The following is a 25,239-nucleotide window of genomic DNA, read 5'->3' on the forward strand; positions in this document are numbered from 1 at the left end:
AACGAACAGCGGAAATATCCGCAATCCGGCTGGCTCCTAATGCGCCATGAAAAGAACTGTCGGGACGTCATCCAGCAGCGAGCGGGTGACGCCGCCGAGTAAATCCTGGCGGAAGCGCGAATGAACGAAGGCACCCATGACCAGCATGTCAATCTGCTCGTCCGCCACGAACATTCGCATTCTGGCCGCGGCATCGCCGCGGATCGCGGCCAGCGTCTCGCTGCGCGGCTCGTGGATGCCATGCTGGATGAGATAGGTGGCGAGATCGGCGCCAGGGGCCATCCGCGACAGATCCTTTTCCCCCGTCACGGTGAGAATGAACACCTTCGCCGCCTTCTTCAGGAAAGGGAGCGCGCTTGAGACGGCGCGCGCGGCGCGGCTGCTGCCGTCCCATGCCACGGCGATGCGATCCGGCGGCGCGTTTCCACCGGTCTTCGGCACGACCAGCAGAGGCCTGCCGCCTTCGAAGAGCGCATCCTCGATCGCGTTCTTCTGCGCGAAATCCTGGCCCTCTGAGGCATCGAGAACGGCGAGGTCGTTCACGCGCGCCAGACGCACGAACCGGCCCGTGCGGGTCTCCAGCGGAGACATGGTGTGCTCGGCCATGCAGGCCACGCCCGCCTTTCTCACGAATGCGCCGGCATCCTGAGCCGTCTGCCTACTGATGTCCTCGAGGCGCTGTATCTCCTCCCTCAGGAAGCCCGCAGCGACACCCCCCGTGCGGGTGATCGGCATGTAAAAGGCAGGCGGAAGCACGCATACCGTGAGGCAGGCTCCATATTCCTTGGCGAGTTCGATAGCGTAGGTGAGGGCAGGGGAGGGTGCGAATTCCTCGCATGCCGCCATTCCCACGAGAATGCATTTCGGCTGGACTGTCATAATTTCTGTCCTGGTTCGTTGGTCCCGCGCCTGACGCGCCTGGTCACGTTCGTGCTCCTGGAGCAGGCTGCGGCTAACGCGCCATGAAGACGGGCAGATCTGCATTGCCGATCATGGACCGCGTCACGCCCCCGAAGATGAGGTCGCGCAGCCGCGAGTGCCCGTAGGCGCCGATGACGATCATGTCGGCCGCCGTGTCGACCGCGTGCGTGCGCAGCGCGTCGGCAACCGGCTGGCCGCCGCTCGGAAGCCTATCGACAACCGCCTTTACGCCGTGGCGCGCGAGATAGGCGGCAATGTCCGCTCCGGGCTCGATCTGCAGCCCGTCTTCCCTGCCGCGCGGATCGACCATCGCTATATGGACCTCCTCGGCTCCCGCCAGCAACGGAAGAGCCTCATGCACGGCGCGGCTCGCTTCCAGTCCGCCGTCCCAGCCGACAAGCACCCGCTTCGGCCTGACGGTGGGACGCTTGCCGTCCGGGACAAACAGCACCGGAATCTGCGCCTGATAGAGAGCGCCTTTAAGGACTGGCGTTCTCAGATTGTCATCCGCAGCGAGCACGGGGCCGATCACCGTTAGGTCGGCACATCGGGCGCGATGGCCCACCGCCTCGTCGATCCACGCCCTGTCGAGATACTCCCCGCCGACATCGGCGGAGAGCTGCGTGACGGCCAGCAGGGCTTTCACCTCCTCCACGCGCTCACGCAGCCGTTCGATGTCTTCCTGGCGCTCCTCGAGCCAGGCCGCATTGACGACGGCCGCGTATTCGGACGCCGGAGGCGGTGCGGAAATGGCAAGGACGAGCACTGCCAGATGCGCCTCCGCTTCGCGGGCCAGTTCGATCGCCAGGATCAAATCGCCGTCGGAATGATCGACGCCGATCACGCTGAGCACCGTCTTGATCATTGTCAGGTTCTCCTAGGACAGGAACCGTCCGCCCTGATGCTTTTTACGCCCGGCGAAGGGGAGGCGAATTGCGCTGGATCAACCGCCTTCATCAAAATTGATTGACGCTGGTCAAGGAATGAAGCTCGGCAAGGTGCGAAGGTGGCAGCAATCACCGCTCAAGGAGAGACGCCATGGAAACGGCCAAAAGAAAGCCCGGAAAGAACTTCCGTCATGTCCGGATGGAGCTCGCGCGCGAGAGGGAGCACCCCCAGGGCAACAGCGCCTACGGATACGATCTCGTTGTTCCGCTCGGCCCGGACGGCAGCCTCGATTCCATGGAGTGGGCGAAGCACCAGGCGGATTGCCGCGTGCGCCGCTTCCGGCCTGGCGAGAAGGATCAGATCGGAAGGTTACGTCGCAAGCCTGGCGGTCAATGGTATTTCGACTATGGCGAGGGCGAGGACGACGACGAGATCGGCTTCCGCCTAAGCGACGAGCGTTTCGTGCCGGGCGAATATGTCTCGATCAACAGCGACGGGAAGATGCGCACCTACCAGATCAAGCTCGTTGAGCCGGTCTGAGGCCGCAGTTTTCCGTTGATGCCGACTGGCCGGTTTAACTCGCCGTCATCCGCAGGAACTCGAGCACCATAGCTGCCGTCCAGGTGAAGCGGCGGCCGCCACAAGGCTCGCCGGTCATCGGATCGTAATATTCGGCAAAGCCCGATTGCGTGATGAGATCGAGGCTCGAGCGCGTGATGCGCTCCGCGATGGCGGTTTCGCCCCGCGCCTGCAGGCCGTCGACGATCATGTAGTTGATGACGAGCCAGACCGGCCCGCGCCAATAGCGCTTAGATTCGAAGCGCAGATCGGCGGGATCGTGCGAGGGCACGATGAATTTCGCTGCCGCAGCCTGCCTTTCGATCGTACGCGCGATCTCGCGCGCACGATCGTCGGGAATTTGGGCAAAGACCGGCAGGATGCCGCCGATCGAGGCGCTTTCGACAAGCTTGCCTGTGGTCCGGTCCCGGCAGAGATACTGCCCATGCCGTACGCTCCAAAGGCTTTCCAGGGCGGCAAGCCCGGCGGAAACGCGCTCGCGGTTGGCCACGGCGATCTCCGCTTCGCCCAGGGTATCGGCAAGGTCCGCCAGATCGGCAGAGGAGCGGATCAGGATGGCATTGAAGCCCGGATCGACGATCTGGAAGGGCGAGGCGTCGTGAAGCTTCGCATTGTCCCAGCCGAGGCTCCGGAAATGCTGCACTAGCCAGAGATAGCGCTCATATTGCTCCTTGGTTGGGCGATGCGCCGGGTCGGCATGCTGAAGGTCCCGCCGGGTGAAGGGCATGATGCCTTCGGTCGGCACGCGCTCGAAGGCCTCGTCCCAGTCGATGGAGTTGTCGCGGCCCGCCTCCCAGGGATGAAGGATCGCGACAAGACCTTCCCCTTTGGGATCGCGGTTTGCGTAGAACCAGCGGTGCCAGGCCTCGATCTTCGGTAGAAGGGCCTTCGCGCGCCGCGCCGCCATTCCCCTGTCGGCCGCGCGCTCATAGAGGCGCTTCACGGCGAAGCCCGCCACTGCAGGCTGGGTGATGCCGGACGTGGCCACCGGCCGGTTTGTCCCCCAGACATCGGGGCCGGGGAAATAGCCGTCCGAATAAACGTGGAAGACGATGTGCGGCACCATACCGTCCGGCCACTGATGCGCAAAAAGCGTCTCGATTTCGGTCCAGGCGCGTTCTTCGTCGTAATGGCTCTGGCCAATGGCGGTAAAGCAGGAATCCCAGTTCCACTGGAAGGGATAGAGCCCCTTGGTGGGTACAGTATAGCCGCCCTGGTCGTTCTCCTTCAGAACCTCCACGGCGTGGTCGAAGATCTTCGATGGATCGATGGTGCTCATATGAGAATTCTCTTGTTATCCGTTGTCGCGGCCCTGCGGGGCCGGTGAAGGGTGTCGTTCAGATCGCCGCGCCCGTCTCAGGGTCGAACCACCGCGCACGGCCGGGTTTCGGCACGAGGCTCAGCGTGTCGCCCGGCGAGACGTTAAGCTCCGAGTCCACCACAGCGCGGAAGGGTGCGCCGCCAACCTTGCAGCTCAGCAGGATATGGGCGCCAAGGGGCTCGACCAGACGGACCGTGGCGGCAAGCCCGCCGGGGCCGATATCCAGATCCTCAGGCCGGATGGCGAATTCGAGGATATCCCGCGATGCATCGGGGCCGTCGAAGCTCACGCCTGCGACCCGCCACTTGCCGCTTCCATTCTTCGCCGCCGGCAGGAAGTTCATGGGTGGATTGCCGATAAAGCTGCCGACGAAGCGTGTGGCCGGGTTGCGATATACCTCGATCGGGGTTGCGGCCTGCACGATGCGGCCGGCGTTCATGACCGAGATGCGGTCGGCGAGGCTCATCGCCTCCACCTGATCGTGGGTGACATAGATGGTCGTGGTCTTGCTCTCGGCCAGCACGCCCTTGAGCTCGGCGCGCATTTCGAGCCTGAGCAGCGCGTCGAGATTGGACAGCGGCTCGTCCATCAGGATCACGTCCGGCTCCATGGCTAGCGCCCGGGCCACGGCCACGCGCTGGCGCTGGCCGCCGGAAAGCTGGCCGGAATAGCGCTTCAAGAGCTGCCCGATCTGCATCAACTCGGCGGTGCGGTTGACGCGCCGGTCGATTTCCGCCTGCGGCAGCTTCTTCATGCGCAGCCCGAAGGCGATGTTCTCGAACACGGTCAGGTGCGGAAAGACCGCATAATTCTGGAACACCATGGCGATGCCACGCCCGCGCGGCGGAAGGGTGTCGACGCGGCGCCCGCCGATCCACACCTCCCCCTGGCTTGCCTGCTCGAGCCCCGCAATGATGCGCAGAAGCGTGGTCTTGCCGCAGCCGGAGGCGCCCAGCAGCACCATGAACTCCTGATCCCTGATCGTGAGGTCGATCGAGTGGAGCGCCTGGAAACTCCCGAAGCTCTTGGCGACGTTCTTGATGACGATTTCGGCCATTGAAGTCTCCTAGCGGTTCGCGATGCCCCACATGGCGAAGAGGTACCTTCGCACGGCGAAGATGAAGATCAGGGCGGGGATCACCAGCGCCGCACCGCCCGCGAATTTCAGGTGCAGCGGAGAGACATTGAGGTTCTGTACGAGGAAGGCAGTGAGCGTCCGGTTGTGGATCGTCAGCACCGCCGCGGCAAAGACCTCGTTCCAGGAAATGATGAAGGCGAAGACGGCCGAGGCCACGATGCCGGGCAGCACCAGCGGCAGCACCACCTTGCGGAAGGCCTGCCAGCGGTTGCAACCGAGCGTCCAAGCGGCTTCCTCCAGTTCCACCGGAATGCCGGAAAAGAGCGAAAAGGTGATGAGAACCGCGAAGGGTAGCGCAAGAACCGTATGGACGATCGCAAGGCCGATCTGCGTGTCGTCAAGCCCCGTGCGGATGAAAAGCACGGCGAGCGGCAGGGCCAAGAGCGGCAGGGGAAAGGCACGGGTCATCACCACCAGCAGGCGGAACGCCTCCTTGCCCGGAAAATCGAAGCGCGATAGCGCGTAGCCCGCCGGCGCGCCAATACCGATGGACAGGATCATCGTGAGCACGGCGACGATGATCGAATTGAGGAGCGCATCGAGGACACCGGCAAAGTTGAGGAAGAAACTGATCGAACCGAAGTCGAAGGAGGGGATGCCCGTCTTCGGAAAGCCGCTCACCTCCTGCGGCGAGGACAGCGTGTTGACGAAGAGAAGGTAGATCGGAACGAGCACCCATACGCAGAGAACGACGACGGCGGCACCGAACAAGAAGCGTCCTGCCGAACGGACCTCGACCCTGCGGGCAGTATCTGTCCCGGCGACGGCCGTCATAGCGTAGCTCCTTTCGGAACGCGCAGCGCCCGCAGATAAACAAGCGTCGCCGCAACGGAGATGATGAGGATCACCAGCGCGTAGGCCGAGGCGACGCTGCGGTTCTGCAGCGCGAACTGCCACTGGAACGTCTCACCCATGAGCACCGGCAGTGTGGTGCCGCCCAGAGCAATCACGACGGCGAAGACCTCGAAGGCGAGCAGCGTGCGCAGGATGAGCGCCGTCTGCAGGCTGGGACGCAGGAGCGGGAGCGTGATCTTGAGGAAACGCTTCCACGGCCCCGCGCCGAAGACCTCCGCAGCCTCATAGTATTCCTTCGGAATGAGGCCCATGCCCGCAACGAGGATCACCATCATGATCGCGGTGGCGCGCCAGACCTCGGCCATCACCACGGCGAGAAAGATGACCCAGATGCTTTGATAACCGAGGAAAAGGATCGGCTGATCGATGATCCCGAGACCGACCAGCAGCGAATTGAGAAAGCCCGACTGCTCGAAGATCGCGAGCCAGATGATGCCCGCCGCTAGATCCGAGAGGCCGAGCGGGATCGAGAAGATGTAGAGGATCGTGCCGCGCCCTCTTTCGAGCGTGCTGACGATCGAGGCCATCGAGAGCGCCAGCGCAAGCTGGATGGGCACCACAACGGCGGCGAGAAGAAGCGTCCAGCCGAGTGCCGGGCGGAATTTCCAATGGGTCGCCATCGTCTGAATGTGCTGCAGTGTAAAGCCTTCCGGCCCCGTGAATGCGAGCAGCGCAATCTCCACGAACGGATAAACGAAGAAGACCAGCAGAAACAGCGTAGCCGGCAGGAGCAGGAGATAGGGCAGGGCTTTGTTTGGCATGGTCTTCGATCGCTCCCAGATCCCTTCAGTGCTCCACAGAAACACGGAAAGGACCCAAGCTATTGTTTTTTGAGCATTCCGGACGGAACATTCTGGTATCCGCCTTTCCCGGAATGGCGCCCGGCCATGCCGCCGGCCAGATAGTGAAGGCCGGCGGCAATGGTTGATGGCCTATTCGACTGGGCAGGGGCCGTCCGACGGCTCGTCCGGCAGCCAGCAGGGAGCGTTCGCCTGCTCCAGGATGCCGCGCAGCGTCTGAGCCTGCTGGTCGAGCACGTCGCGGACCGGCTGGCCAGCCAGCACGATGCGCTCGAATGTGTCGGTGTAGACCTGGTTGAACTGCCCACCGAGATCGCCGAGACCGACGGGAAGAAGCGCCGGCAGCGCGTCGTCGGCGGCCGTCATTTTTTGGATTGCGGGGCCGAGCGCCTGGGCCGAGGCCGGCAGGTCTTCCGGCAATGTGGTCTCGACGGTCGGGAAGAAGTTGGTGGCAAGCAGCGTCGCAACCTGCGTCTCCGGCTGCATCATGTACTGAACGACGCGCTTGGCTTCATCCACGTCCGGCGCCGTCTTCGGTACGGCGAGGCCCGCCAGCACAGGCATAAAGCCGCGACCCTCCGGCCCCGCCGGCGCGGGAAAAGCCACGAAGTCATCCGGGCGCTGATTGAAAGCTTCCGCGAGCCTGGCGATGTGATCGAAGGCCACCCACACATCGCCGCTCAGGAGCGGTTCCTGCATGAAGGAATAGGTGGTCGAAGCCGGGTTGGTGTACTGCCACAGCTCCTTGAACATGTTCCAGCCCTGCTCGGCCTCGGCGGAGGCGAACTTCGTCACCATCGAGTTGGAGTAGGAGGGCAGGAGGAAGCCCTGGAAGAAACGGTGCTTCAGCCCCTGCGGCCCTGCCGGGAAGCCGAATTTCGGCGAACCGGTCTGCTCCGCCAGCGCCTTAGCCCAGGCCACGAGCTGGTCGTAGGTGAGCGCGTCGAGGTCAGCTCCCTCGGGCAGGTATTCGAGCGCCTGCTTGTTGGCCGCCATTACATAGTTGGCCTGCATCCAGGGCAGGTATTTCTGCTCTTCCGTGCCGAGCTTTCCAAGCTCCAGAAAGGCCGGAATGACCTCGACTCCACCGAGATCCACATCCGACAGATCCACCCACTGGTCCGTGTAGGTGGCAAGTTCGCCGTGCAGCGCGCCGACGAGGCCGATCGTGCCCTTATCGGCCTGGAACTCAGCCTCGAGGCGCGTGATGAAGGGGCCCGGCTCCTGCGGCTGGAAATCGACCTCTCCGTCGAACCCGGACAGCACCTGCTCGCGCATGCGCTGGGTTTCCTCGATGGGCGCCGCCTGGTTCGACCAGAACAGCACCTGCGCCCCGGCGGCCGGTGCTGTGAGCGACAGGGCGACGGCCGCGCCTGCCAATATGGATATGTGTCTGGGCATTTTCTTTCCTCCCTTGCTAGGTGTTCCCGGATCAAAGTTTCGATAACGGCGCCGGACCATGGCTGGCCCGTGCGACCAGTGTCGGCCGTACGAGACGGGTGAGCGGTTCATCGGCTCTTTTCTCGATGACCGAGACCAGCATGCGAGCGATCTCGCGTGCCGAACTGCGCGTATGCGTGTCGAATGTCGTGAGCCCCGGCGGGGCGTAGGCCGAGGCCGTGATGTTGTCGAAGCCGACCACCGAAAGATCGCGCGGGATCGAAATGCCCGCGCGCGCCGCTTCCTCCATCACCGTCAGCGCCAACTCGTCGAAGAGGCCGAGAATGGCGGTCGGGCGCTCCGGACGCTGGAGAAGGCCATTGATGGCGGCCACGATCGCACCCCGGTCGAAGCGGGGCGCGGCGGCAACCTCCAGCCTAACGGACGGATCGCCGCGTTTTTCGATGGCCTCCCGCAGGCCGCGCTCGCGCAGGTGGCGGAAGGTCATGGGGTCCGTGATGCTTATGAGCCCGAAACGGCGGTGGCCGAGCTCGTAGAGCATGTCGAAGGCTTCGGCGAAGGCGGCGCCTCCATCCGAATCCAGCCAGTTGTGCGCCGAGTTACCGTTGAGCAGCCGTCCATGGCCGATGAAGGGAATATTGCGCTCCATGAGGTAGCGGAGGCGTTCGTCGTTTTCCGCCACGCGCGGCACCACGACGCCGTCCACCCGGCCGGACTCCACCGCGTGCTTGAGCACGTCGAGCTCGGACTGACCGGGCTGCGCCGTGGCGATCAGGAGATCGTAGCCGTGCTCCACAAGACCTTCGCCCAGCCCGGTGATGAAGTCGCCAAGATAGGAGTCCACGAAATTGGGGCCGCGGATCGGCAGAACGAAGCCCACGAAACCGCTGCGGCCCGACACAAGCTGACGGGCGGCTACATTGGGCACATAGCCGCGTGCCCGGGCCGCCTCAAGCACTCGCTGACGCGTCTTGAGAGCGATGGCCTCGTGGCCTGCCAGCGCACGCGACACCGTCGTTACCGAAATGTCGAGCGCTTTGGCCAGTTCCTTGAGAGTCACTCCGCGTGGCGCCAAACGTTCCTCCCAACTTTCCTGAGGGGAACTGTAGAGCGTTTAATCGACTTTTGCAAACGTTTTAAATTCCACCTTCGGACATCGCCAATGGCTTGGCGCGGGTGCCTATCACACAAAGTCCCGGGCCCGGTTGGTCAGAAGCTTTCAACGAGACCGGGCGACTCAGGAATGACAAGCGTCGAGACGATAGTCCGCAGCGATCCGTCCGCCTTCCGCACAGGATCGGCGCTTGACAAGAAAACTCAAGGCTGACCAAATACGAAACCAATAGAAAAATGGTTCCCCTTCAGGGGCGGAACAGGGCCGGCAGTTTGAGCTCGAAATCCAATTCGTCCATCGCGTTGGGAACGCTGCGCGTGCTCGTGCAGCAGCACCGCGACGACGCGGAATGGCAGCTTCCCCCTGAGCGCGAGCTGGCGCTTTCCATGGGGCTTGGCCGCCGCGCCGTCCGCAGGGCGTTGGAAGTACTCGAGGCCGAAGGCCTTATCTGGCGGCAGCAAGGGAAGGGGACCTTTATAGGGCGTCGTCCCGCTATTCAGCCGCATGCTTTCGGCAAGCTCGTCGAGCGCATCAGCCCGTCGGAGGTTATGGAGGCACGCCTCCAAATGGAACCGGCGATGGCACGCATGGCCGCATTCCGCAGTTCCAGCGAGGATATCGCAGCGCTCGACAGGCTTGCGAAGAAGATACAGGCAGCTTCCGACGACGACGGCTGGGAGCTTTGGGACAGCGCCTTTCACCGGCGCATCGCCGAATGTGCGGGCAACGGGCTGATGCTCGCGCTGTTCGACGTGGTGCAGCAGGCTCGCCAGGAGCCAAACTGGCGACGGCTCAGATCAAAGGCGCGTACGCCTGAGCAGCGCGACCGCGCTTACCGGGATCATGAGGAGATCGTACAGGCCATCGCGAACCGGGACGGTGCCGCCGCGGAGCGGGCGATGCGGCGGCATCTGAGCACGCTCAACGCCGACCTTCTGTCCATTCTGCTGGGCAGCGACGATGCGGAGGACGCGGTCGAAGGGATCGGGCCAGGGCGACCAGAAGAGCTGCAGTCGCATGAGTGAATCCGTCGGCTCCGTGCCTTCGCTCGGGCGCAGGCAGGGGCGGCTTGCCACCATCAAGGGCGCCACGCCTGACACCCAGGCGAGGACAGCGCTTTACGAGGAGGCGCAGAAAATCCTGCAGGACGAGCTGCCCATCATCTACATCTACCACCAGCCCTGGCCTTTCGTGCTCTCCGGCGACGGCCTGCGTGATGCGCTCGACCCTCGCGACAACTGATAACGAATAGACGGAGCAAATAGTCCATGTTCACCACACGGCCGGAGATCCTCGGCACATTCGGCGTCGTCACCACCACCCATTGGCTCGCCTCCGCCTCCGGGATGGCAATACTGGAACGCGGCGGCAACGCCTTCGACGCCGCAGTTGCCGCTGGCTTCGTGCTGCAGGTGGTGGAGCCGCACCTTGTCGGCCCCGGCGGCGAGGTGCCGATCATCTTCCACTCCGCACGTACCGGCAAAACGCAGGTTCTCTGCGGGCAGGGAACGGCGCCCAAGGCGGCAACGATCGAATACTACACACGCGAAGGGCTGAAGCTCATCCCGGGCAATGGCCTGCTCGCTACCGTCGTTCCGGGCGCTTTCGACGCCTGGATGCAGCTGCTCCGCGATTTCGGCACCTTGCCCCTCTCCGATGTGCTCGCCCCAGCGATCTACTATGCCGAAAAAGGCCATCCGCTTTTGCCGCGCGTGGCAAACACAATCGCCGGCCTGAAGGAGTTCTTCGAGCGCGAGTGGCCCACCTCCGCCGCTTTCTATACACCGGGCGGACGGGTGCCGCAGGCACGCCAGCTTTTCCGCAATGAGGCGCTGGCGGGCACATGGCGGCGTATCATCCGCGAGGCCGAAAGCGGCGGCGGCAGCCGCGAGAAGCAGATCGAGAGGGCGAGGGATGCCTTCTACCGCGGCTTCGTCGCCGAGGAGATCGAGCGCTTCGCCCGCAGCAACGAGGTGATGGATGAAAGCGGCGAGCGCCACTGCGGCGTAATTACGGCCGACGACATGGCCGGCTGGCAGGCCACCTACGAGGAGCCGCTCACATATGACTACCACGGCTACACGATCCACAAGATCGGCCCGTGGGGCCAGGGCCCGGTGTTCCTGCAAACGCTGGCGCTGCTCAAGGGCTTCGATCTTTCGGCAATGGACGCGCGGGGGGCTGAATTCGTCCACACGCTTACCGAGGCGATGAAGCTCGCCTTTGCCGATCGCGAATTCTATTACGGCGACCCCCGCTTCATCGACGTTCCGATCAAGAAGCTCCTGTCCGACGCCTACAATGACGAGAGGCGCAAGCTCATCGGCCACGATGCCTCGCTCGACCTGCGGCCGGGCTCCATTCCAGGATATGAGGCTCAGATGGAGCGTATGCGGGAAGTGCTGGAGCGGCTTTCGTGCATTTCCAGCCAGGACGCCGCATCCGCCGAGCCGACTCTGGCCGACATGCGTTCCGCCCGCCGGGGCGATACCGTGCATCTCGATGTGATCGACGCCGAAGGCAACATGGTCGCTGCCATGCCTTCGGGCGGTTGGTTCCAGTCCTCGCCCTACATCCCCTCGCTCGGCTTCATGCTCAACAGCCGAGCGCAGATGTTCTGGCTGGAGCCGGGCCTGCCCGGCAGCCTCGAGCCGGGAAAGCGGCCGCGCACCACGCTCACTCCGAGCCTCGCCTACAAGGACGGCAAGCCATACATGGTTTTCGGCACGCCGGGCGGCGACCAGCAGGAGCAGTGGCAGCTCCTCTTCTTCCTGCGCCACGTCCACCACGGTCTCAATCTGCAGGAATCGATCGACATGCCGATGTCGCACACCTCCCATTTCCCCAATTCCTTTCACCCGCGTGACCGGAAGCCGGGGCACCTTGCCGTCGAGGAGAATTTGGGAGCCGAAACCATCGAGGCGCTCAAGGCGCGCGGACATAAGCTGGAGATCGCGCCCGAATGGACCATCGGCCGAATGGTCGCCGCAGCCCGCGGCGAGGACGGAATTTTGCGCGCAGCCGCAACGCCGCGGCTGATGCAGGCCTATGCAATCGGCCGTTGAGGCCGGTAACGCCGCTTGACGCTATCCCTTCGGTACTTCAAAGGGCGGCTGGCTACAGCTCCGCCATCCTTCAGCGAGACAATTTCATGTCAATTCTCACAGTCCTTCTGCTTTTTGCCGCCGGTTTCCTGTCAGGCGTCGTGAACGCCGTGGCGGGGGGCGGGACCTTCATCACCTTCGGCGCGATGACGCTTGGAGGCGTGCCGCCCATTTCAGCCAATGCGACCTCCTCGCTGACACAGTTTCCGGGCTATGTGACCTCGACGCTCGCATATTGGAGCGACATCAAGACGATGTGGAGGAAGGCACTTCTTCTGATGGCCGTCTCGGTTCTGGGAGCGCTGGGGGGATCCCTGATCCTGCTTTCGCTGGACAATCCATCCTTCCGCGCTCTGGTGCCCTGGCTTCTGATTGCCGCGACGGCACTTTTTGCGGCCGGTCCATGGCTCAAGCCCAAGCCCCGCGAGACCGATACGGTCACGCCGCTGGGCCGGATGGCGGGCCCCTTCATCCAGTTTCTTACGTCGATCTATGGCGGCTTCTTCGGCGCCGGGCTCGGCATCATGATGCTGGCGACCTTGGGCATTGCCGAAAAGGGCAGCTACCACCGGCTGAACGCGCTCAAAAACCTGCTTTCCATCGTGATCGCCGCCGTCGCCATCGTGATCTTCACCATGGGCGGCGTGGTGAGCTGGATTCATGTGCTGGTGATGGTGCCGGGCGTTGCCCTGGGCGGATATATGGGCGTCTGGACGGCAAAGCGGCTGCCGCAATCCGTCATGCGGCTGTTCGTGATCTTTGTCGGCCTGTTCCTCGCCTTCTATTACTTCACTATCGGATGAGCCTTTCCAACCGGCAATTCTGTCCAGCGGCATCGCCGCAACCGCGCCGGAGCGGATGAGCGGCTATCCGTCTCATTGTATGGTAGCCTTCTCGTGATTCGGTAACGGGGTGGCCGACGTGAGAAAGATTGCCGCTACCTTCCTCGCCGCAGCAGCCGCTCTGGCCGTACTGCTTTTCCTTCTCCCCGCTCTCGTTTCGACGGATTGGGCCCGCTCTGAATTAAGCCGCCAGTTGTCCGCCGCAAGCGGCATGAGCATCCGGCTGGACGGGCCCGTGCGGCTGTCGCTCCTCCCCAGGGTGGCGATCGTCGCCGAAAATATTTCGCTGTCGACCGGTGCCGGGGATCTTTCGATAGCCGTCCCCCGCTTTTCGTCGGCCATAACGCTGTCCTCGCTGTGGTCCGACAGGCTTGAGATCCAGGCCCTCACCCTGAAAGAACCAAGCATCGAGCTGCATGCCGCCTCTCCGGAAGCTGCCCAAACGGACCCGTTCGCGTCTCTAGTCGACACGCTCGAGCGGCTGGCCGTGAACCGCATCACCGTCGAGAACGGCCGGTTCACTTCCTACGATACGGCCGGCAATGCGACCGCCTTCTCGGCGATCGATGCGGACCTCAGAGTACCGGACCTCGACGGCGAAGCCACCTTCACGCTCGCCGCGACCAAAGACGCCCAGCGCGTCGAGCTGAGCGGCACGCTATCGGCGCTCAGGCCCGTGCTCCAATACCAACCGGCAGCGCTTTCGATCAAAGCGCGGCTGGAGCCGGCGCCCATGCCGGGGCTGGGCGAGATCACCGCGGCGGGGAACATTGAGCTGAACGCAGATGGCGGCTATCGGATTCAGGATGGCCGCTTCGATATCGGCGGGCAGAGCTTTACACTCGATGCTCAGTTTCGCCCCGGAGAGCGGCATCACTTCTATGCGGACCTGACGGCGGGGCGCATCGATATGAGCGCGTTCACCGGCGAAGAGGCAAACGCCGACGAAGGCCAGGAACCGGGCGGCGTGAAGGAGCCGGACCTCCTGATACTCACGGGTTTCGACGCGGATGTCAGTATCGTGATCGATGAACTCGCCAATGGCGACATGAGGGCGTCCGACCTCATTTTCACGGCAACGCTCCGCGACGGCCTTCTCGAGGCGCGGCTCGAAAATCTGGCTTTCGATGCGGGAAGCCTCTCCGCCACGGTCTCGACAAACGCGGGCGAGGTGCCGCCGGTCGTCCGGGGCACGGTCGTCAGCTCCGGGCTCGACATCGCTTCCCTGGCGAATCTCGCCGGGCAGACAGTGCCGCTTTCCGGCGCGCTCACCGTGAATACGGGATTTGCCTTCAGCGGGCTCAGCGAAGCTGCCATACGCCAGACGGTGAATCTGCGGGGGACGGTGGGCATTCAGGGCGGCACCCTTCGCCTCGAAGAGCTGACTGACGGCAAGCTCGCCGCCGCCGACAGCGTCACCGGGCTCGATGGGACGGTGGAGATCCGCGACATCGAGGAGCCCGTCGGCGTTTCCGGAAACCTGGTCTGGCGGGGGCAGGCGGTAGCCTTCGAAGCGGAATTTTCGCCAAGCGACTTCCTCTCAAGCCCCTCGCTTGCCGAGGCCGCGGGCCAGATGAGTCTCGCCGTCTCGTCGGAGCTTCTCCGGGCGAGCGCAAACGGCGTGGCCGCCGGCAGCGGCGCCTTCAGGGGCAAGATCTCGGTCGATACCCCATCGGCCGACAGGCTCATGCAGTGGCTAGCGCAGTCCGGCTCTGACGGCCTGCAGGCCTTCTCCTTCAGCGGCGATGTTGACGCGAGCCCCGCGCGCTTTTCCTTCAGCAATGCCTCTCTGTCGCTGAACGGCGTGGCGGGCAAGGGCCAGGGGACGGTGGAGCTCAGCATCCCGCTCACGATCCGGACCTCGCTTCAATTCGCGAAGCTTGATTTCGCGGCGCTGACGGGGGGAGGCGACGCGGGTGCCGGCCGGCAATCCGGACCGTCCACTGATACCGACACTCCGGTCGATCTTTCCTTCCTCAGGGATTTCGATGCCAGGATCGAGATCGCGGCGGATCAGATCGGATACGGGAAGGTCTTTGCCGGCCCCATGGCAACGACGCTGACGATTGCCGAAGGCAAAGCCCATCTCAACGCCCCGGCAAGCCCGTTCTACGGCGGCACGGTCGCCGCGGAGGTGATGGCGGACGGGTCGGGCGACATGCCTTCCATCAGCCTCAGCGCCGCGATTTCTGGCGCCGCAGCGGCCGCCTTGCTCCGCGACGCGGCGGATTTCGATCGGGTCGAGGGAATCATCGCCACCAATGTGACGGTCGTAGGCAGCGGAAACACGACCCGGGCGCTCGCGCGGTCTCTCAACGGAAGCGCGGCCCTGAGGATCAACGACGGCGCCATCCGCGGCATCGATATCGCCGACGTCTACAACAACCTCGTCGGGCTTCTCTCGAAAGGCTTCCAGCAGGACGAAAACCGCAAGACGGCCTTCACCGAACTCAGCGCCACTTTCGCTATCGAAAACGGCGTGGCGCAGACCTCCGATATCAGCCTCTTGGGTCCGCTCGTGCGGATGGAGGGCGCAGGCAAGATCGACCTTGCGGAGGAAACCATCGACATGCGCCTCAACCCGCGGGTCGTGGCCTCCCTGACGGGCCAGGGCGGCGACATCAACGCGGAGGGCATCGGAGTCCCGGTCATTGTCGAGGGCGCACTCTCGGCTCCGCGCATCTATCCGGACCTCTCCACATTGATGAAGGACCCGAAGGGAGCCCTGGAGATGTTCGAGCGCTTCGGTCTGCCGACGGGGAAGCTCGGGCTCGACCATCTCCTCCCCGATCAGGGCGGATCGGAAGGCGCTGGCGGCGCGGCCGACCTCATCGGCGACCTGATCAAGGGCAAGACGGGTGAGGGCGGCGCTCCATCCGGCATCACCAACATCATCACCGATGTTCTTTCAGGGCCTGGGAAGGCGGACCCATCGGCATCCCCCCGGCCTCAGGATGACGGAAATGCGGTCAGATCGATCATCGACGGCTTGCTCAAGACGCCCGCACCTGCGCCAGCGGAAGCGCCCGGTACAGCGGCTGGTGCTGCCCAGAGCCCTGAAGGCGCGGAAGCAGCGCCTCAATCGACCAGAGAAGAGAATCTGCACCGTCTAATGGAGCAGTTCCTTCGGTGAACGTTGCACCGTACCACGGAGAGGCGGAGTCTGGCACGCTGTCTTCCGTTGCTGCTAACGCACCGCGATCGCCCAGATGAAGCAGGCCGAGGCTGCAATGGATGCGACCGTGCGCACCGTGTTCCAGAACGTCCATTCGCGCAGATAGCGCGTCCAGCCCGCATCGCTTCCAGAAACAGCCGATCGTCGCGACCCTTGTCACCACGTCGTGGCAGTGAGGCCCGGACCACCTCCAGCGCCAATGCCAATCCTTCTCTGTCATCTCCGTGGATATCGCCGGCCTCAAAATCAGTCGGCTCCCCATGAATCAGACAAATCCCCTCAGAGGAATCCTCGCCTCTCTTCATGCGGCAATCCGTCCACACAGCCTAAGGCATCTATGGGGAAGATTCAGTGAAGCTCGGCTGAGAGCTTCGCCCCTCAGCGTTAGGATCAGCTACAAAGCAAAAAGGGCGTCTAGATGTGGCTGCATCTCGGGCGCCAGGGAGAAATTTTTCAACGCGTCGTATTGCGGCGAGGGTGCGAGTGATTTCAGCTTTGAGAAAAATGCAGCCTCGACCTCGGAACCGTTCAGCCCATCGAAGGGGCCGTCAAAGGAGAGCCGGGCCAATTTCCTTTCATTGCTATATGCCGTTACGATTGCCGGAAATACACCACGAGACAGGTGAATCTGTTCGAGCTCGTCGCTGCCATCAAGCTCGACTTTGTCCATGAAGGCCAGCACGCGTTCATCATGAATCGCCTCATCCTCGAAGTCTTCGAGCACGGACCTTCCGCGCACAAAGGCGCTGGCAACAGCAAAGGGAAGGCTGAAGCGGGCAGCGAGATGATTGCTGATCGCACGGGTCGAAAGAGAGGCCGCGCTCGATGTTTTGATCTGGACATGCAGGCGCGATACCTCCTCCGGGCGCAAAGTTCGACTTAGTTCAATGGCAGCGCGGATCGCTGACTGACATCCGAAATTGGCCGGATAGAGCTTGATGGAATAGGCCTCCAAGCCACGGTCGATTGGATGGATATCGAGGTAGGCGGGGTCGGCCGTACCTGCGCCGAAGCTCGCCAGCCAGCCGCGATCGCCGGTAAGCGGTTGTTCAGGTCCGTATGCGCCAGCCTGAGCTAACAGGGCGCAGTGAATGGCGTGACGCGCCGAAAATCCCACTGACAGGTCCTTGTCCGGGCTGTAGCTTCCCATTTTTGGTGACATGGCCGAGAGAAGCCCAGCGGGCAGGCTGGAGGCGGCAATGCCGAGCGCGGCCAAGGCTGCATCTTCATCTGCGCCGATGAGGGTGGCGCATCCCAGCGCCGCGGCCACCGGAGCCGTCAGAGAGGTAGTCCGGAATCCTAGGCCGTTTGCACGATGACCCCTTCCAAGCGTCTCCGCCAAGCCGATATTGGCGGCGAAAGCGACCCAGAGCGCTTGGAGCACTGCGTTGCTGGATGCGCGCCGCATCTCCGCAAGCGCCATCACAGCCGGCACGATGATCACCGCTGCATGGCCATTGTTCCGGCCGTTGATCAGAACTTCCTGGTAATCGAGCGCCTCTGCCGCATTGCCGTTGAGAAATGCTGCGTCGGGACCGGCTGCACGTGCAGGGGACCCCCAGACGGCACAACCGGTAGCATTGGTGGAAATGCCCGCCAGGTCAAAACGCGTTCCTCCTACCTGCCGGCTCCTCGCGTAGCTGGCGATCGCGATCGTATCGGAAACGAGTTGCCCAATGACCCGTTTGGCGGAAGAAGGCATTTCCGAGTGTTGCAGCGTCAGGTGCCGCGCGACCCATTCCCTGTCCGTGATCGTCATTGCATTCCTTTCAGTGTTGTCTCGCTGGGCGGCACCAGTCCGCGGTTTGCAACATGGCAGGCAACCCTCGCTCCGTCAGGCCAATGCCTGAGCTCCGGCATTTTCTCGCGGCAGATCGCCTCCGCGATCGGGCATCGCGTATGGAACGGGCAGCCCGAAGGCGGATTGATCGGAGACGGGATGTCACCGCCAATCGGAGGACTGCGATGTTCGCGTTCGATGCGCGGGTTGCTGGAAAGCACCGACGAGATGAGGGCACGCGTGTAGGGGTGCCGAGGATTCTCGAACAGAATGTCGCGCGGTGCGTATTCAACCAGACGTCCTAAATAGAGAACAATGATGTCGTCGGAAACATAGCGAACGACCGCAAGATCATGGCTGATGAAAAGCAGCGACAAGCCCATCTCTTCCTGCAACTGCTTGAGCAGCGTCAGGACTTGCGCCTGTACGGAAACATCAAGCGCTGACACGGCCTCGTCACAGATGAGCAGCTTTGGGCTGAGAACAATTGCACGGGCTATTCCAACCCGCTGTGCCTGACCGCCGGAAAGCTGATGCGGGTAACGCTCAGCAAACTCTGGCCTGAGCCCCACACGGCCCATTGTCTCGATGACGATCTTTCGCCGCTCCACCTTGCCTAGGTCACGTCGATGCGTAAGCAGTGGCTCGGCGATCAGATCGGCAACCTGCATTCTCGGGTTGAGAGAAGCGAGCGGGTCCTGAAACACCATCTGTATGTCCGGGCGCATATGCCGGAACGCCTCTTCGGTCATTTGGGTTATGTCGTGGCCCCGCCAGACAATCTTCCCCCCGCTCAGAGACTGAAGCCGCAGGAACGCTCTCGCCATCGACGATTTTCCAGAGCCTGACTCGCCCACCACGCCCAAGCTGCGACCCGGGGCGATATCGAGATCCACATCCCTTAGTGCTCTGAGCTCGTCGGGCCGCCGGAAAGGTCCCCGTGAAATACGATAGGTCACCGACAGGTTGCGAACCCGTAGGCCTTCCTCGCTCCCTTCGCTGGGCGACATGTTAATCATGAGGCCAACCCCTGGCTGCCGGAAATCGGAAAATGACAGGCCTGCCGTTGACGGCCGGTCCGGGCCGTTAACTCCGGGAACACATCTCGGCAGACATTCTGGGCACGAGAGCAGCGTGGCGCGAACATGCATCCCTTGCGAGCCTGTCGGCCGTCAGGGGGATAGCCGGGAATCGGCGAGAGGGCTGAGAGTGGACGATAGAGATCCGGCATGCTGGCCAGCAAGCCCTGCGTATAGGGATGAGTGGGCGACAAGAGGACCTCCTCGGTGGTCCCTTCTTCGACAATGTTTCCCGCGTAGATCACGATCACCCGGTCCGACAATCGCGAAACGACGCCCATATCATGGGTAATCAGTGCGATGGCAATTCCTTCGTCGCGCCGCAGCTCATCAAGCAGATCAAGAACCTGGAGCTGAACAGTCACATCGAGTGCAGTCGTCGGCTCGTCCGCGATCAAGAGCCGCGGATTGCACGAAATCGACATGGCGATCATCACCCGTTGGCGCATTCCTCCGGACAGTTCATGCGGATACATGTCCAGCCTGCGCTTGGCATCCGGAATATGAACGCGGTCAAGTAAGCGAAGGGCTTCAGCGCGCGCGGCACCATGATCCAGACCGCGGTGCAGGCGCAGCATCTCGGTCAGTTGCGACGCGATCGTGCGAAAGGGATGGAGCGCGGTCATCGGATCCTGGAATACAAAGGCCAGCGCCCGCCCGCGAATCCTGTTGAGCTCGCTCTCGTCTGCTCCGATGAGGTTGCGGCCAAGGAAGCGGGCTTCTCCGGAGACCTGTCCGTTCGGGGGTAATAGCCCCGCGATGGACATGAATATCTGGCTCTTTCCGGATCCCGATTCGCCAACAATGCCAAGAACCTCTCCCCTGCTGATGGAGAAGCTCACACGGTCAACAGCAAGGACTGTACCCGAAGACGTGGTAAATCGCGTAGTGAGGTTGTCGACGCACAGCAGCGGTTCCTTCATTCGCCACGAACCCGGAAAGCCTTTCGCCTGGTAAGGAGGATTTGCCGAGGTCCATAGCACGCGCTGCATGCTCCGCAAACTTTGAAGGTGATCGGCGTTTGCATCTTGGTCAGAAATCAGAAAGATAGCGGCGTCTTGCTATTGGTCCCCTCTGACAGTTTTTCAGGCTCATGTCCGCAACCTTCGTCGTGACGAAAATCCTGCGTCTGCTCCTCACGGTCTGGGCTGCTGCCACACTAGTTTTCGTCATGTTGCGGCTTGCCGGAGATCCGGTGGCCGCAATGGTTCCATCGGATGCCCCGCAATTCGTGATTGACAGATATCGCGAGCGTCTTGGACTGGACCAACCCCTCGTCGTTCAATACCTCGCATATCTCTGGGGACTGGTGGGCGGCGACTTCGGCCTTTCCTTCAGAACCGGGGGACCGGCATGGGACATCGTGGCACCGCGCGTCGTACCGACCCTGATCCTAACCGGAAGCGCTACTCTGATCGCGGTTTTCGTCGGTATTCCGGTTGGAATGGTGGCCGCGGCGCGACGAGATACCGTGATCGACCGGTTGGTGATGAGCTTCTCGGTATTGGCGTTCGCAATGCCCAATTTCTTCCTGGGCATACTGCTCATCCTGATATTCACGCTCAATTTGAAGCTTCTGCCCAGCGGCGGCTTCGACCATCCGGTGAGCCTGATCATGCCTGCCCTTACGCTTGGACTGGCTTCTGCAGGCGCCTATGCGCGGCTCGCGCGCTCTTCCATGCTGGAAGTTCTCTCCTCACCCTTCATACGCACCGCCCGTGCGAACGGGATTCCAACAATGAGGCGCCTGACGCACCATGTCCTGCGCGCCATACTCGTCCCGCTGGTCACCCTTGTCGGCTTCAGTGTCGGCAGCATGATTACGGGTGCCGTGGTCACCGAAACGGTATTCGCCTGGCCCGGCCTAGGGCGTCTGCTTGTCGTTTCCGTCGCACAGCGCGACCTCGCCGTTGTCCAGCTTATCGTTATCCTGGCCGCCGCAGCTATGGCTTTCTCGAACATGATCGTGGATCTTCTTTATGGCTGGCTTGATCCAAGGATTGGATCGCAGCGGCAAAAAGGCGGAAACTAGCCGTGAGAGCCCGTCTTCCCCTGATCGTGCCAGGCATCCTGCTCAGCCTGGTCATCCTGTTTGCCTTGTTCGGAAACATGCTTACCGAACACAGCTACGACGCATCCAATCTCCTGGACAGAAACAGGCCGCCGGTATTCCTGGGAGGGGATTGGAAATACCCCCTTGGGACCGACGGACTCGGTCGCGATCTATTGGCTCGGCTGGTCTTCGGCACCCGTATCAGCATCGGGCTGGCATTCGTCGGAACGATCATCGGTGCTCTGGTCGGTACCGTCCTTGGGCTGATCGCGGCTCGCATGCAGAATTTCGTGGGCGGACTGATCGGTGCAGCCATCGATCTGCAAGCCGCCATTCCTTTCATGATTGTCGCGCTTGCGGCGCTCGCCATATTGGGCAATTCTCTTGTGCTGTTTGTTTCGATCCTCAGCATCTACGGATGGGAAACCTACGCACGGTTAGTGCGCGGCAACGCCCTTTCGGCTCACACCTTACCCTTTGTGGAGGCAGCGCGGACGATCGGCGTAAGCCCGGTGATGATCGATGTCCGACATATCCTGCCGACGGTTCTTAACGTGGTGGTTGTGCAACTGACCCTGAACTTTCCCCAGACGATCTTGCTTGAAACGGGACTGAGCTTTCTGGGCTTGGGGATACAGCCGCCACTGACCAGCCTCGGACAACTGCTCGGAGAAGGGCGGGATAGCCTGAGCCGCGCATGGTGGCTCTCGGTCCTGCCGGGCACGCTCATTTTCGTGACGACGCTTTCGGTTAGCCTTCTCGGTGACGCATTGAGGGACCGACTCGACCCGACCTTGAGGAGACAATAGGGCTTCGTTGATCTCCACGACGGTCGGCGACACTCTTTGGTGAAGACTTCCGTATGCCTGTCCTGGTCTATATTATCTCGGCCCGAGCGGGGATCTCCATCAGATCGCCGACATTCCCAATCCGTTGAATAGGAGCAGAGAATGATGATTTGGAGGGCGGTCATCACCATGATCGTGGCCGGCCTGTTTGCCATGCCGGCGCTGGCCCAGAACAACAGGCCGGGCATTGTTGTTGCGGTTCCTGGACTTTATCGCAGTCTGGAGCCGATCGACGGGAACTCGACTGATTCGCAGCGAATCATCAGCAATGTCTATGATCCCATAATCGACCGGAACTATGCCGAGGATCCCGAGGGTGGCGAGCTGCGCGAGGCTCTCGTGACGAAGTGGGAGCGGGTGAACGATCTCACCTGGCGCTTCACTATCCGCGACGGCGTCAAGTTCCACAATGGTCAAACGATGACGGCCGAGGATGTGGCCTTCACGCTCTCCGCCGAGCGAATCTGGGGCGAGAACGCCTTGGTGCCCGCGGGGACAAGATATACGGAATCTTTTGCGCGTGTGGAGGCCATCGATGAAAAAACGGTCGAGGTTGAGACCACGATCCCTGACCCCAACTTGCCATATCGCTTCGTGACGCCGCTGGGGATGGTTGTTCCGAAAGCACACTATCTGGAGGTGGGTGTCGAGAAATTCGGTCAGATGCCGATCGGCACCGGCCCTTACAAGGTAGTGGAGTTCGATCCCGCAAGCCACGTCAAGCTTGAAGCCTTTGACGACTACTGGGGTGGCCAGCCCCCGCTCAAGAGTGTGGAGTTTCGTATAGTTCCAGAGTTTTCTGCGCGCCTGGCGGGAATGGTTTCCGGCGAGTTCGACATTATGGTCAACGTGCCGGTGGACGAGATCGACACTGTGCAATCCTACGACAATTTGACCTATGTCAGCCGTCCTGGCGACAGCTACGTGATGCTGGCATACAACACCCTCCAGCTGCCCGAGTTTGGGCATAATCCAGTCGCCGATGTGAACCTTCGCTACGCCATGACGGCGGCGATCGATCGGGAATCGCTGGTCAGAAGCCTCTGGGGTGATGCCACGTTCGCGCCGGCGCCATTCAACTTTCCCGACTCTCCGGCTTTCTACGACACCAGCATAAAGCCTTTGATCGATTACGACCCGGAGGCAGCAAAGGAGTATCTCGCCAAGTCCAGCTACAAGGGCGAGGAAGTGACAATCAATGTTGTGCGGGGCGCCTACCCCAATTTCGACCTCGCCGTGGAGTATATGGCCGAGCAGTGGCGCAATCTCGGAATCAACATCCGGCTCAATATCGTTGACAGCTTCCCGCTCGCCCTCAAGCATCCGTTTGGACTTCTAAATATGTCCATGTCCACGACCTTCGACGGGACTCCAACACGAGCGATCTGGGGTTTCTGGGGGCCGGACTCTGCTCGCGCCACGCGCGAGGCCGACCGAAGCTGGACACCGCCCGCTGAATTTGTGGAGATTGGCAAGCAATATCTCGCTGAGCCCGATCTCGAGAAGAAAAAAGCGCTCTTCCGCCAGATGGTCGAGATTTGGGAGAAAGAGCAGCCCGCACTAATGCTCTGGCGCAGTGTGGTGAATTGGGCGGTCTCGAACAGGCTGGAGTGGACGACGATCAACTCCAACGCCATGCTGTTCGGGCCAGGCTTCATCAAGGTGAAAGAGTAGCCGGGTCTGGTTCCTGACAGTCCGATGCCGAGGCTGTACACTGCTTGTAACAGCCTCGGCGTTTCCTCACATCACCCTCCGAATCAAGGATGGGCGGATACGAAATTCGAAGCTCTTGGAGCCGGAAGTTGTCCGGACAGACGGATCGGTCTACGCCCGCAAGGCGATTACACGCAACGGGGAATGACATTGCAGCCTTATCTCAAGGCCAATCTCTGGCATGACTTCGACGCCGAGGACACAATCGATTTCGACCCGACGCCCATCGTCACAGAACGGGGAGGCACCTCCCTCGAGATCGGCGGCGGTGTCGTCGCAAAGCTCACGGAAACGGTCAGCCTCTTCGCGACTGCGGACTACACGACCGACCTCGACGGCGAGAGAAGGCGCGTCTTTGAAGGTAACCTTGGAGTGAACATCAGGTGGTGAACCCACCGCCTTGCAAGAGTTGAAGGCATGACTTGCGCCAGGAGATATCCCTAGACGGCATTCCTCGCGAATGCCTTGGCTTCATTGCGCCTGTCCGAAAAGCAGCTAGCACGGACGCTGGGCCTTTCGCTTCCAACTATTCGATGGCTGGAGCGGTCCGGAGCACCCGTATATCTGCGCCTTGCCGTGGCGGCGCTAGTCGACAGACTCGATCCCGATGCGGTTCTGTCCTGCCCACCATCAAGTGCTCAAGAGTAGGGGATCATACTGCGCCTTCTGCGATTTGCAGGAACTCACCGGAATTCTGGCGCGCCTTCACAATGAGCGCGGAATACCCTTGCCCAGGCCAAGGAACAGATGTTCCGGCGGATGCTGACCGTTTTTTCCAACAGGGGATACTCCGACGGTCATCCGTTGGAGACCCGCCGTGCGTAAACATGGTGGCCATGCCCGTGCGCATGTCGGGTCAGCTGACCGCAATCATCGGATGCAGCTTCTACCGGTCGGTCGTTCCTGAACATGAGGTGTTTCAGAAGATCGTGCGTCCGCTCTCCGACCTCATCGCCGGCATAGAGAGATATTTCCACGGACGGTGGCGTGGCTGATCTGCCGCCTCCGGCCCAGCAGGCAACGTCCTGAACACCTCTGCGGAAATCTCTATTCCGGAGCGCCTTCAGTGGATGTCTTTTCCGTCCGAATTGCGCAACGCCAATAAGTAGATGCTGCGCTCAGCCGAGTTCCTGGGCCAGCCCAATGAGAAGCCCACCGGGGCCACGGATGTAGCAGAGCCGATATGCATCCTCATATCGAACGACTTCGCCGACAAGCTGCGCGCCGCGTTTTCCGAGCCGATCGAGCGTCTCGTCGAGATCGTCCACGGCAAACATGACGCGCAGATAGCCCAAGGCGTTGACGGGTGCGTTGCTATGATCCGCCACGACGGGCGGCCTGATGAAGCGGGAAAGCTCCAGCCGGCTGTGGCCGTCGGGCGTACGCATCATGGCAATCTCGACGCACTGGTCGCCGAGCCCGGTGACGCGTCCGGCCCACTCTCCCTCGATCATCCCTCTTCCTTCGAGCTCGAGGCCGAGCTCGCGAAAGAACGCGACCACCTCTTCGAGATCGTCGACCACGATTCCGACGTTGTCCATCCGTTTGAGCGCCATGTGTCTCCTCCTCCCTCCGGCAATGGTCGACGCTTATCGAACATCGGTCAATGCACGATGGAGCGGCAGTTT

General features: G+C 62.1%; 22 protein-coding genes. 10 read left to right on the forward strand and 12 right to left on the reverse strand.

All coding sequences use genetic code 11. The features are described 5' to 3' along the window. Positions 1–36: 36 nt before the first annotated feature. Together NYR54_RS09340 and NYR54_RS09345 are read right to left on the reverse strand one after the other, a co-directional pair. Positions 37–879, reverse strand: a complete 843-nt coding sequence (locus NYR54_RS09340) for a universal stress protein (protein ID WP_261515366.1) — start codon at positions 877–879, stop codon at positions 37–39. Between the two features lie 73 nt (positions 880–952). Beyond that, a complete protein-coding gene (locus NYR54_RS09345; protein WP_261515367.1) occupies positions 953–1,786 on the reverse strand; it encodes a universal stress protein in 834 nt (277 codons plus the stop codon). 173 nt (positions 1,787–1,959) lie between these two features. On the opposite strand from NYR54_RS09345, the gene NYR54_RS09350 reads away from it, so the two are divergent. Further along, a complete protein-coding gene (locus NYR54_RS09350; protein WP_261515368.1) occupies positions 1,960–2,349 on the forward strand; it encodes a hypothetical protein in 390 nt (129 codons plus the stop codon). A gap of 34 nt (positions 2,350–2,383) precedes the next feature. Here NYR54_RS09350 and NYR54_RS09355 read toward each other — a convergent pair whose 3' ends face one another. From NYR54_RS09355 to NYR54_RS09380, 6 genes are all read right to left on the reverse strand, one after another. Next, positions 2,384–3,667, reverse strand: a complete 1,284-nt coding sequence (locus NYR54_RS09355; protein WP_261515369.1) for an amylo-alpha-1,6-glucosidase — start codon at positions 3,665–3,667, stop codon at positions 2,384–2,386. A gap of 58 nt (positions 3,668–3,725) precedes the next feature. Then, positions 3,726–4,766: an ABC transporter ATP-binding protein gene (locus NYR54_RS09360; protein ID WP_261515370.1), complete on the reverse strand. Its 1,041-nt coding sequence runs from the start codon at positions 4,764–4,766 to the stop codon at positions 3,726–3,728. 9 nt (positions 4,767–4,775) lie between these two features. Beyond that, complete coding sequence (locus NYR54_RS09365) at positions 4,776–5,621, reverse strand: carbohydrate ABC transporter permease (protein ID WP_261515371.1); 846 nt, start codon at positions 5,619–5,621, stop codon at positions 4,776–4,778. Beyond that, on the reverse strand, positions 5,618–6,463 hold the full coding sequence (locus NYR54_RS09370) for a carbohydrate ABC transporter permease (RefSeq protein WP_261515372.1): 846 nt from the start codon (positions 6,461–6,463) through the stop codon (positions 5,618–5,620). The genes NYR54_RS09365 and NYR54_RS09370 overlap by 4 nt, the downstream gene beginning before the upstream one ends. Positions 6,464–6,634: 171 nt before the next feature. Next, complete coding sequence (locus NYR54_RS09375) at positions 6,635–7,903, reverse strand: ABC transporter substrate-binding protein (protein WP_261515373.1); 1,269 nt, start codon at positions 7,901–7,903, stop codon at positions 6,635–6,637. Positions 7,904–7,934: 31 nt separating this feature from the next. Then, a complete protein-coding gene (locus NYR54_RS09380; protein ID WP_261515374.1) occupies positions 7,935–8,978 on the reverse strand; it encodes a LacI family DNA-binding transcriptional regulator in 1,044 nt (347 codons plus the stop codon). A gap of 311 nt (positions 8,979–9,289) precedes the next feature. Here NYR54_RS09380 and NYR54_RS09385 point away from each other — a divergent pair, with 311 nt between their 5' ends. The 5 genes from NYR54_RS09385 (at position 9,290) to NYR54_RS19285 (ending at position 16,096) form a co-directional block, all read left to right on the forward strand. Further along, positions 9,290–10,042: a FadR/GntR family transcriptional regulator gene (locus tag NYR54_RS09385; RefSeq protein WP_261515375.1), complete on the forward strand. Its 753-nt coding sequence runs from the start codon at positions 9,290–9,292 to the stop codon at positions 10,040–10,042. Then, a complete protein-coding gene (locus tag NYR54_RS09390) occupies positions 10,035–10,259 on the forward strand; it encodes a hypothetical protein (RefSeq protein WP_261515376.1) in 225 nt (74 codons plus the stop codon). Before NYR54_RS09385 ends, NYR54_RS09390 begins: the two co-directional genes overlap by 8 nt. A gap of 26 nt (positions 10,260–10,285) precedes the next feature. Continuing rightward, complete coding sequence (locus tag NYR54_RS09395) at positions 10,286–12,082, forward strand: gamma-glutamyltransferase family protein (RefSeq protein WP_261515377.1); 1,797 nt, start codon at positions 10,286–10,288, stop codon at positions 12,080–12,082. Between the two features lie 86 nt (positions 12,083–12,168). Beyond that, complete coding sequence (locus tag NYR54_RS09400) at positions 12,169–12,924, forward strand: sulfite exporter TauE/SafE family protein (RefSeq protein ID WP_261515378.1); 756 nt, start codon at positions 12,169–12,171, stop codon at positions 12,922–12,924. Between the two features lie 118 nt (positions 12,925–13,042). Beyond that, a complete protein-coding gene (locus NYR54_RS19285; RefSeq protein WP_261515379.1) occupies positions 13,043–16,096 on the forward strand; it encodes an AsmA family protein in 3,054 nt (1,017 codons plus the stop codon). A 436-nt stretch (positions 16,097–16,532) separates the two neighbouring features. Here the strand turns inward: NYR54_RS19285 and NYR54_RS09415 are convergent, their stop codons facing one another. From NYR54_RS09415 to NYR54_RS09425, 3 genes are read right to left on the reverse strand one after another with little or no spacing between them, the layout of a single operon-like run. Next, complete coding sequence (locus NYR54_RS09415; protein WP_261515380.1) at positions 16,533–17,897, reverse strand: MmgE/PrpD family protein; 1,365 nt, start codon at positions 17,895–17,897, stop codon at positions 16,533–16,535. After that, positions 17,894–18,928, reverse strand: a complete 1,035-nt coding sequence (locus tag NYR54_RS09420; protein WP_261515434.1) for an ABC transporter ATP-binding protein — start codon at positions 18,926–18,928, stop codon at positions 17,894–17,896. Before NYR54_RS09420 ends, NYR54_RS09415 begins: the two co-directional genes overlap by 4 nt. A 5-nt stretch (positions 18,929–18,933) precedes the next feature. Then, the gene (locus NYR54_RS09425; protein ID WP_261515381.1) at positions 18,934–19,920 is read right to left on the reverse strand and encodes an ABC transporter ATP-binding protein; all 987 of its coding nucleotides are present in this window, start codon (positions 19,918–19,920) and stop codon (positions 18,934–18,936) included. Between the two features lie 170 nt (positions 19,921–20,090). Here NYR54_RS09425 and NYR54_RS09430 point away from each other — a divergent pair, with 170 nt between their 5' ends. The 4 genes from NYR54_RS09430 to NYR54_RS09445 all read left to right on the forward strand — a co-directional run bounded on the left by NYR54_RS09430 (position 20,091) and on the right by NYR54_RS09445 (position 24,001). Next, the gene (locus tag NYR54_RS09430; protein WP_261515382.1) at positions 20,091–21,029 is read left to right on the forward strand and encodes an ABC transporter permease; all 939 of its coding nucleotides are present in this window, start codon (positions 20,091–20,093) and stop codon (positions 21,027–21,029) included. 2 nt (positions 21,030–21,031) lie between these two features. Continuing rightward, positions 21,032–21,859 (forward strand): ABC transporter permease, encoded by an 828-nt coding sequence (locus NYR54_RS09435; RefSeq protein WP_261515383.1) that lies wholly within the window; start codon positions 21,032–21,034, stop codon positions 21,857–21,859. 168 nt (positions 21,860–22,027) lie between these two features. After that, positions 22,028–23,572: an ABC transporter substrate-binding protein gene (locus NYR54_RS09440; RefSeq protein ID WP_261515384.1), complete on the forward strand. Its 1,545-nt coding sequence runs from the start codon at positions 22,028–22,030 to the stop codon at positions 23,570–23,572. Between the two features lie 24 nt (positions 23,573–23,596). Continuing rightward, on the forward strand, positions 23,597–24,001 hold the full coding sequence (locus NYR54_RS09445) for an autotransporter domain-containing protein (protein ID WP_261515385.1): 405 nt from the start codon (positions 23,597–23,599) through the stop codon (positions 23,999–24,001). Between the two features lie 728 nt (positions 24,002–24,729). On the opposite strand, the gene NYR54_RS09450 is transcribed toward NYR54_RS09445, so the two are convergent. After that, the gene (locus tag NYR54_RS09450; protein ID WP_261515386.1) at positions 24,730–25,167 is read right to left on the reverse strand and encodes a VOC family protein; all 438 of its coding nucleotides are present in this window, start codon (positions 25,165–25,167) and stop codon (positions 24,730–24,732) included. Between the last annotated feature and the right edge of the window lie 72 nt (positions 25,168–25,239).

The organism is Chelativorans petroleitrophicus (assembly GCF_025398195.1).
In the GTDB taxonomy this organism is placed as follows: Bacteria; Pseudomonadota; Alphaproteobacteria; order Rhizobiales; family Rhizobiaceae; genus Chelativorans; species Chelativorans petroleitrophicus.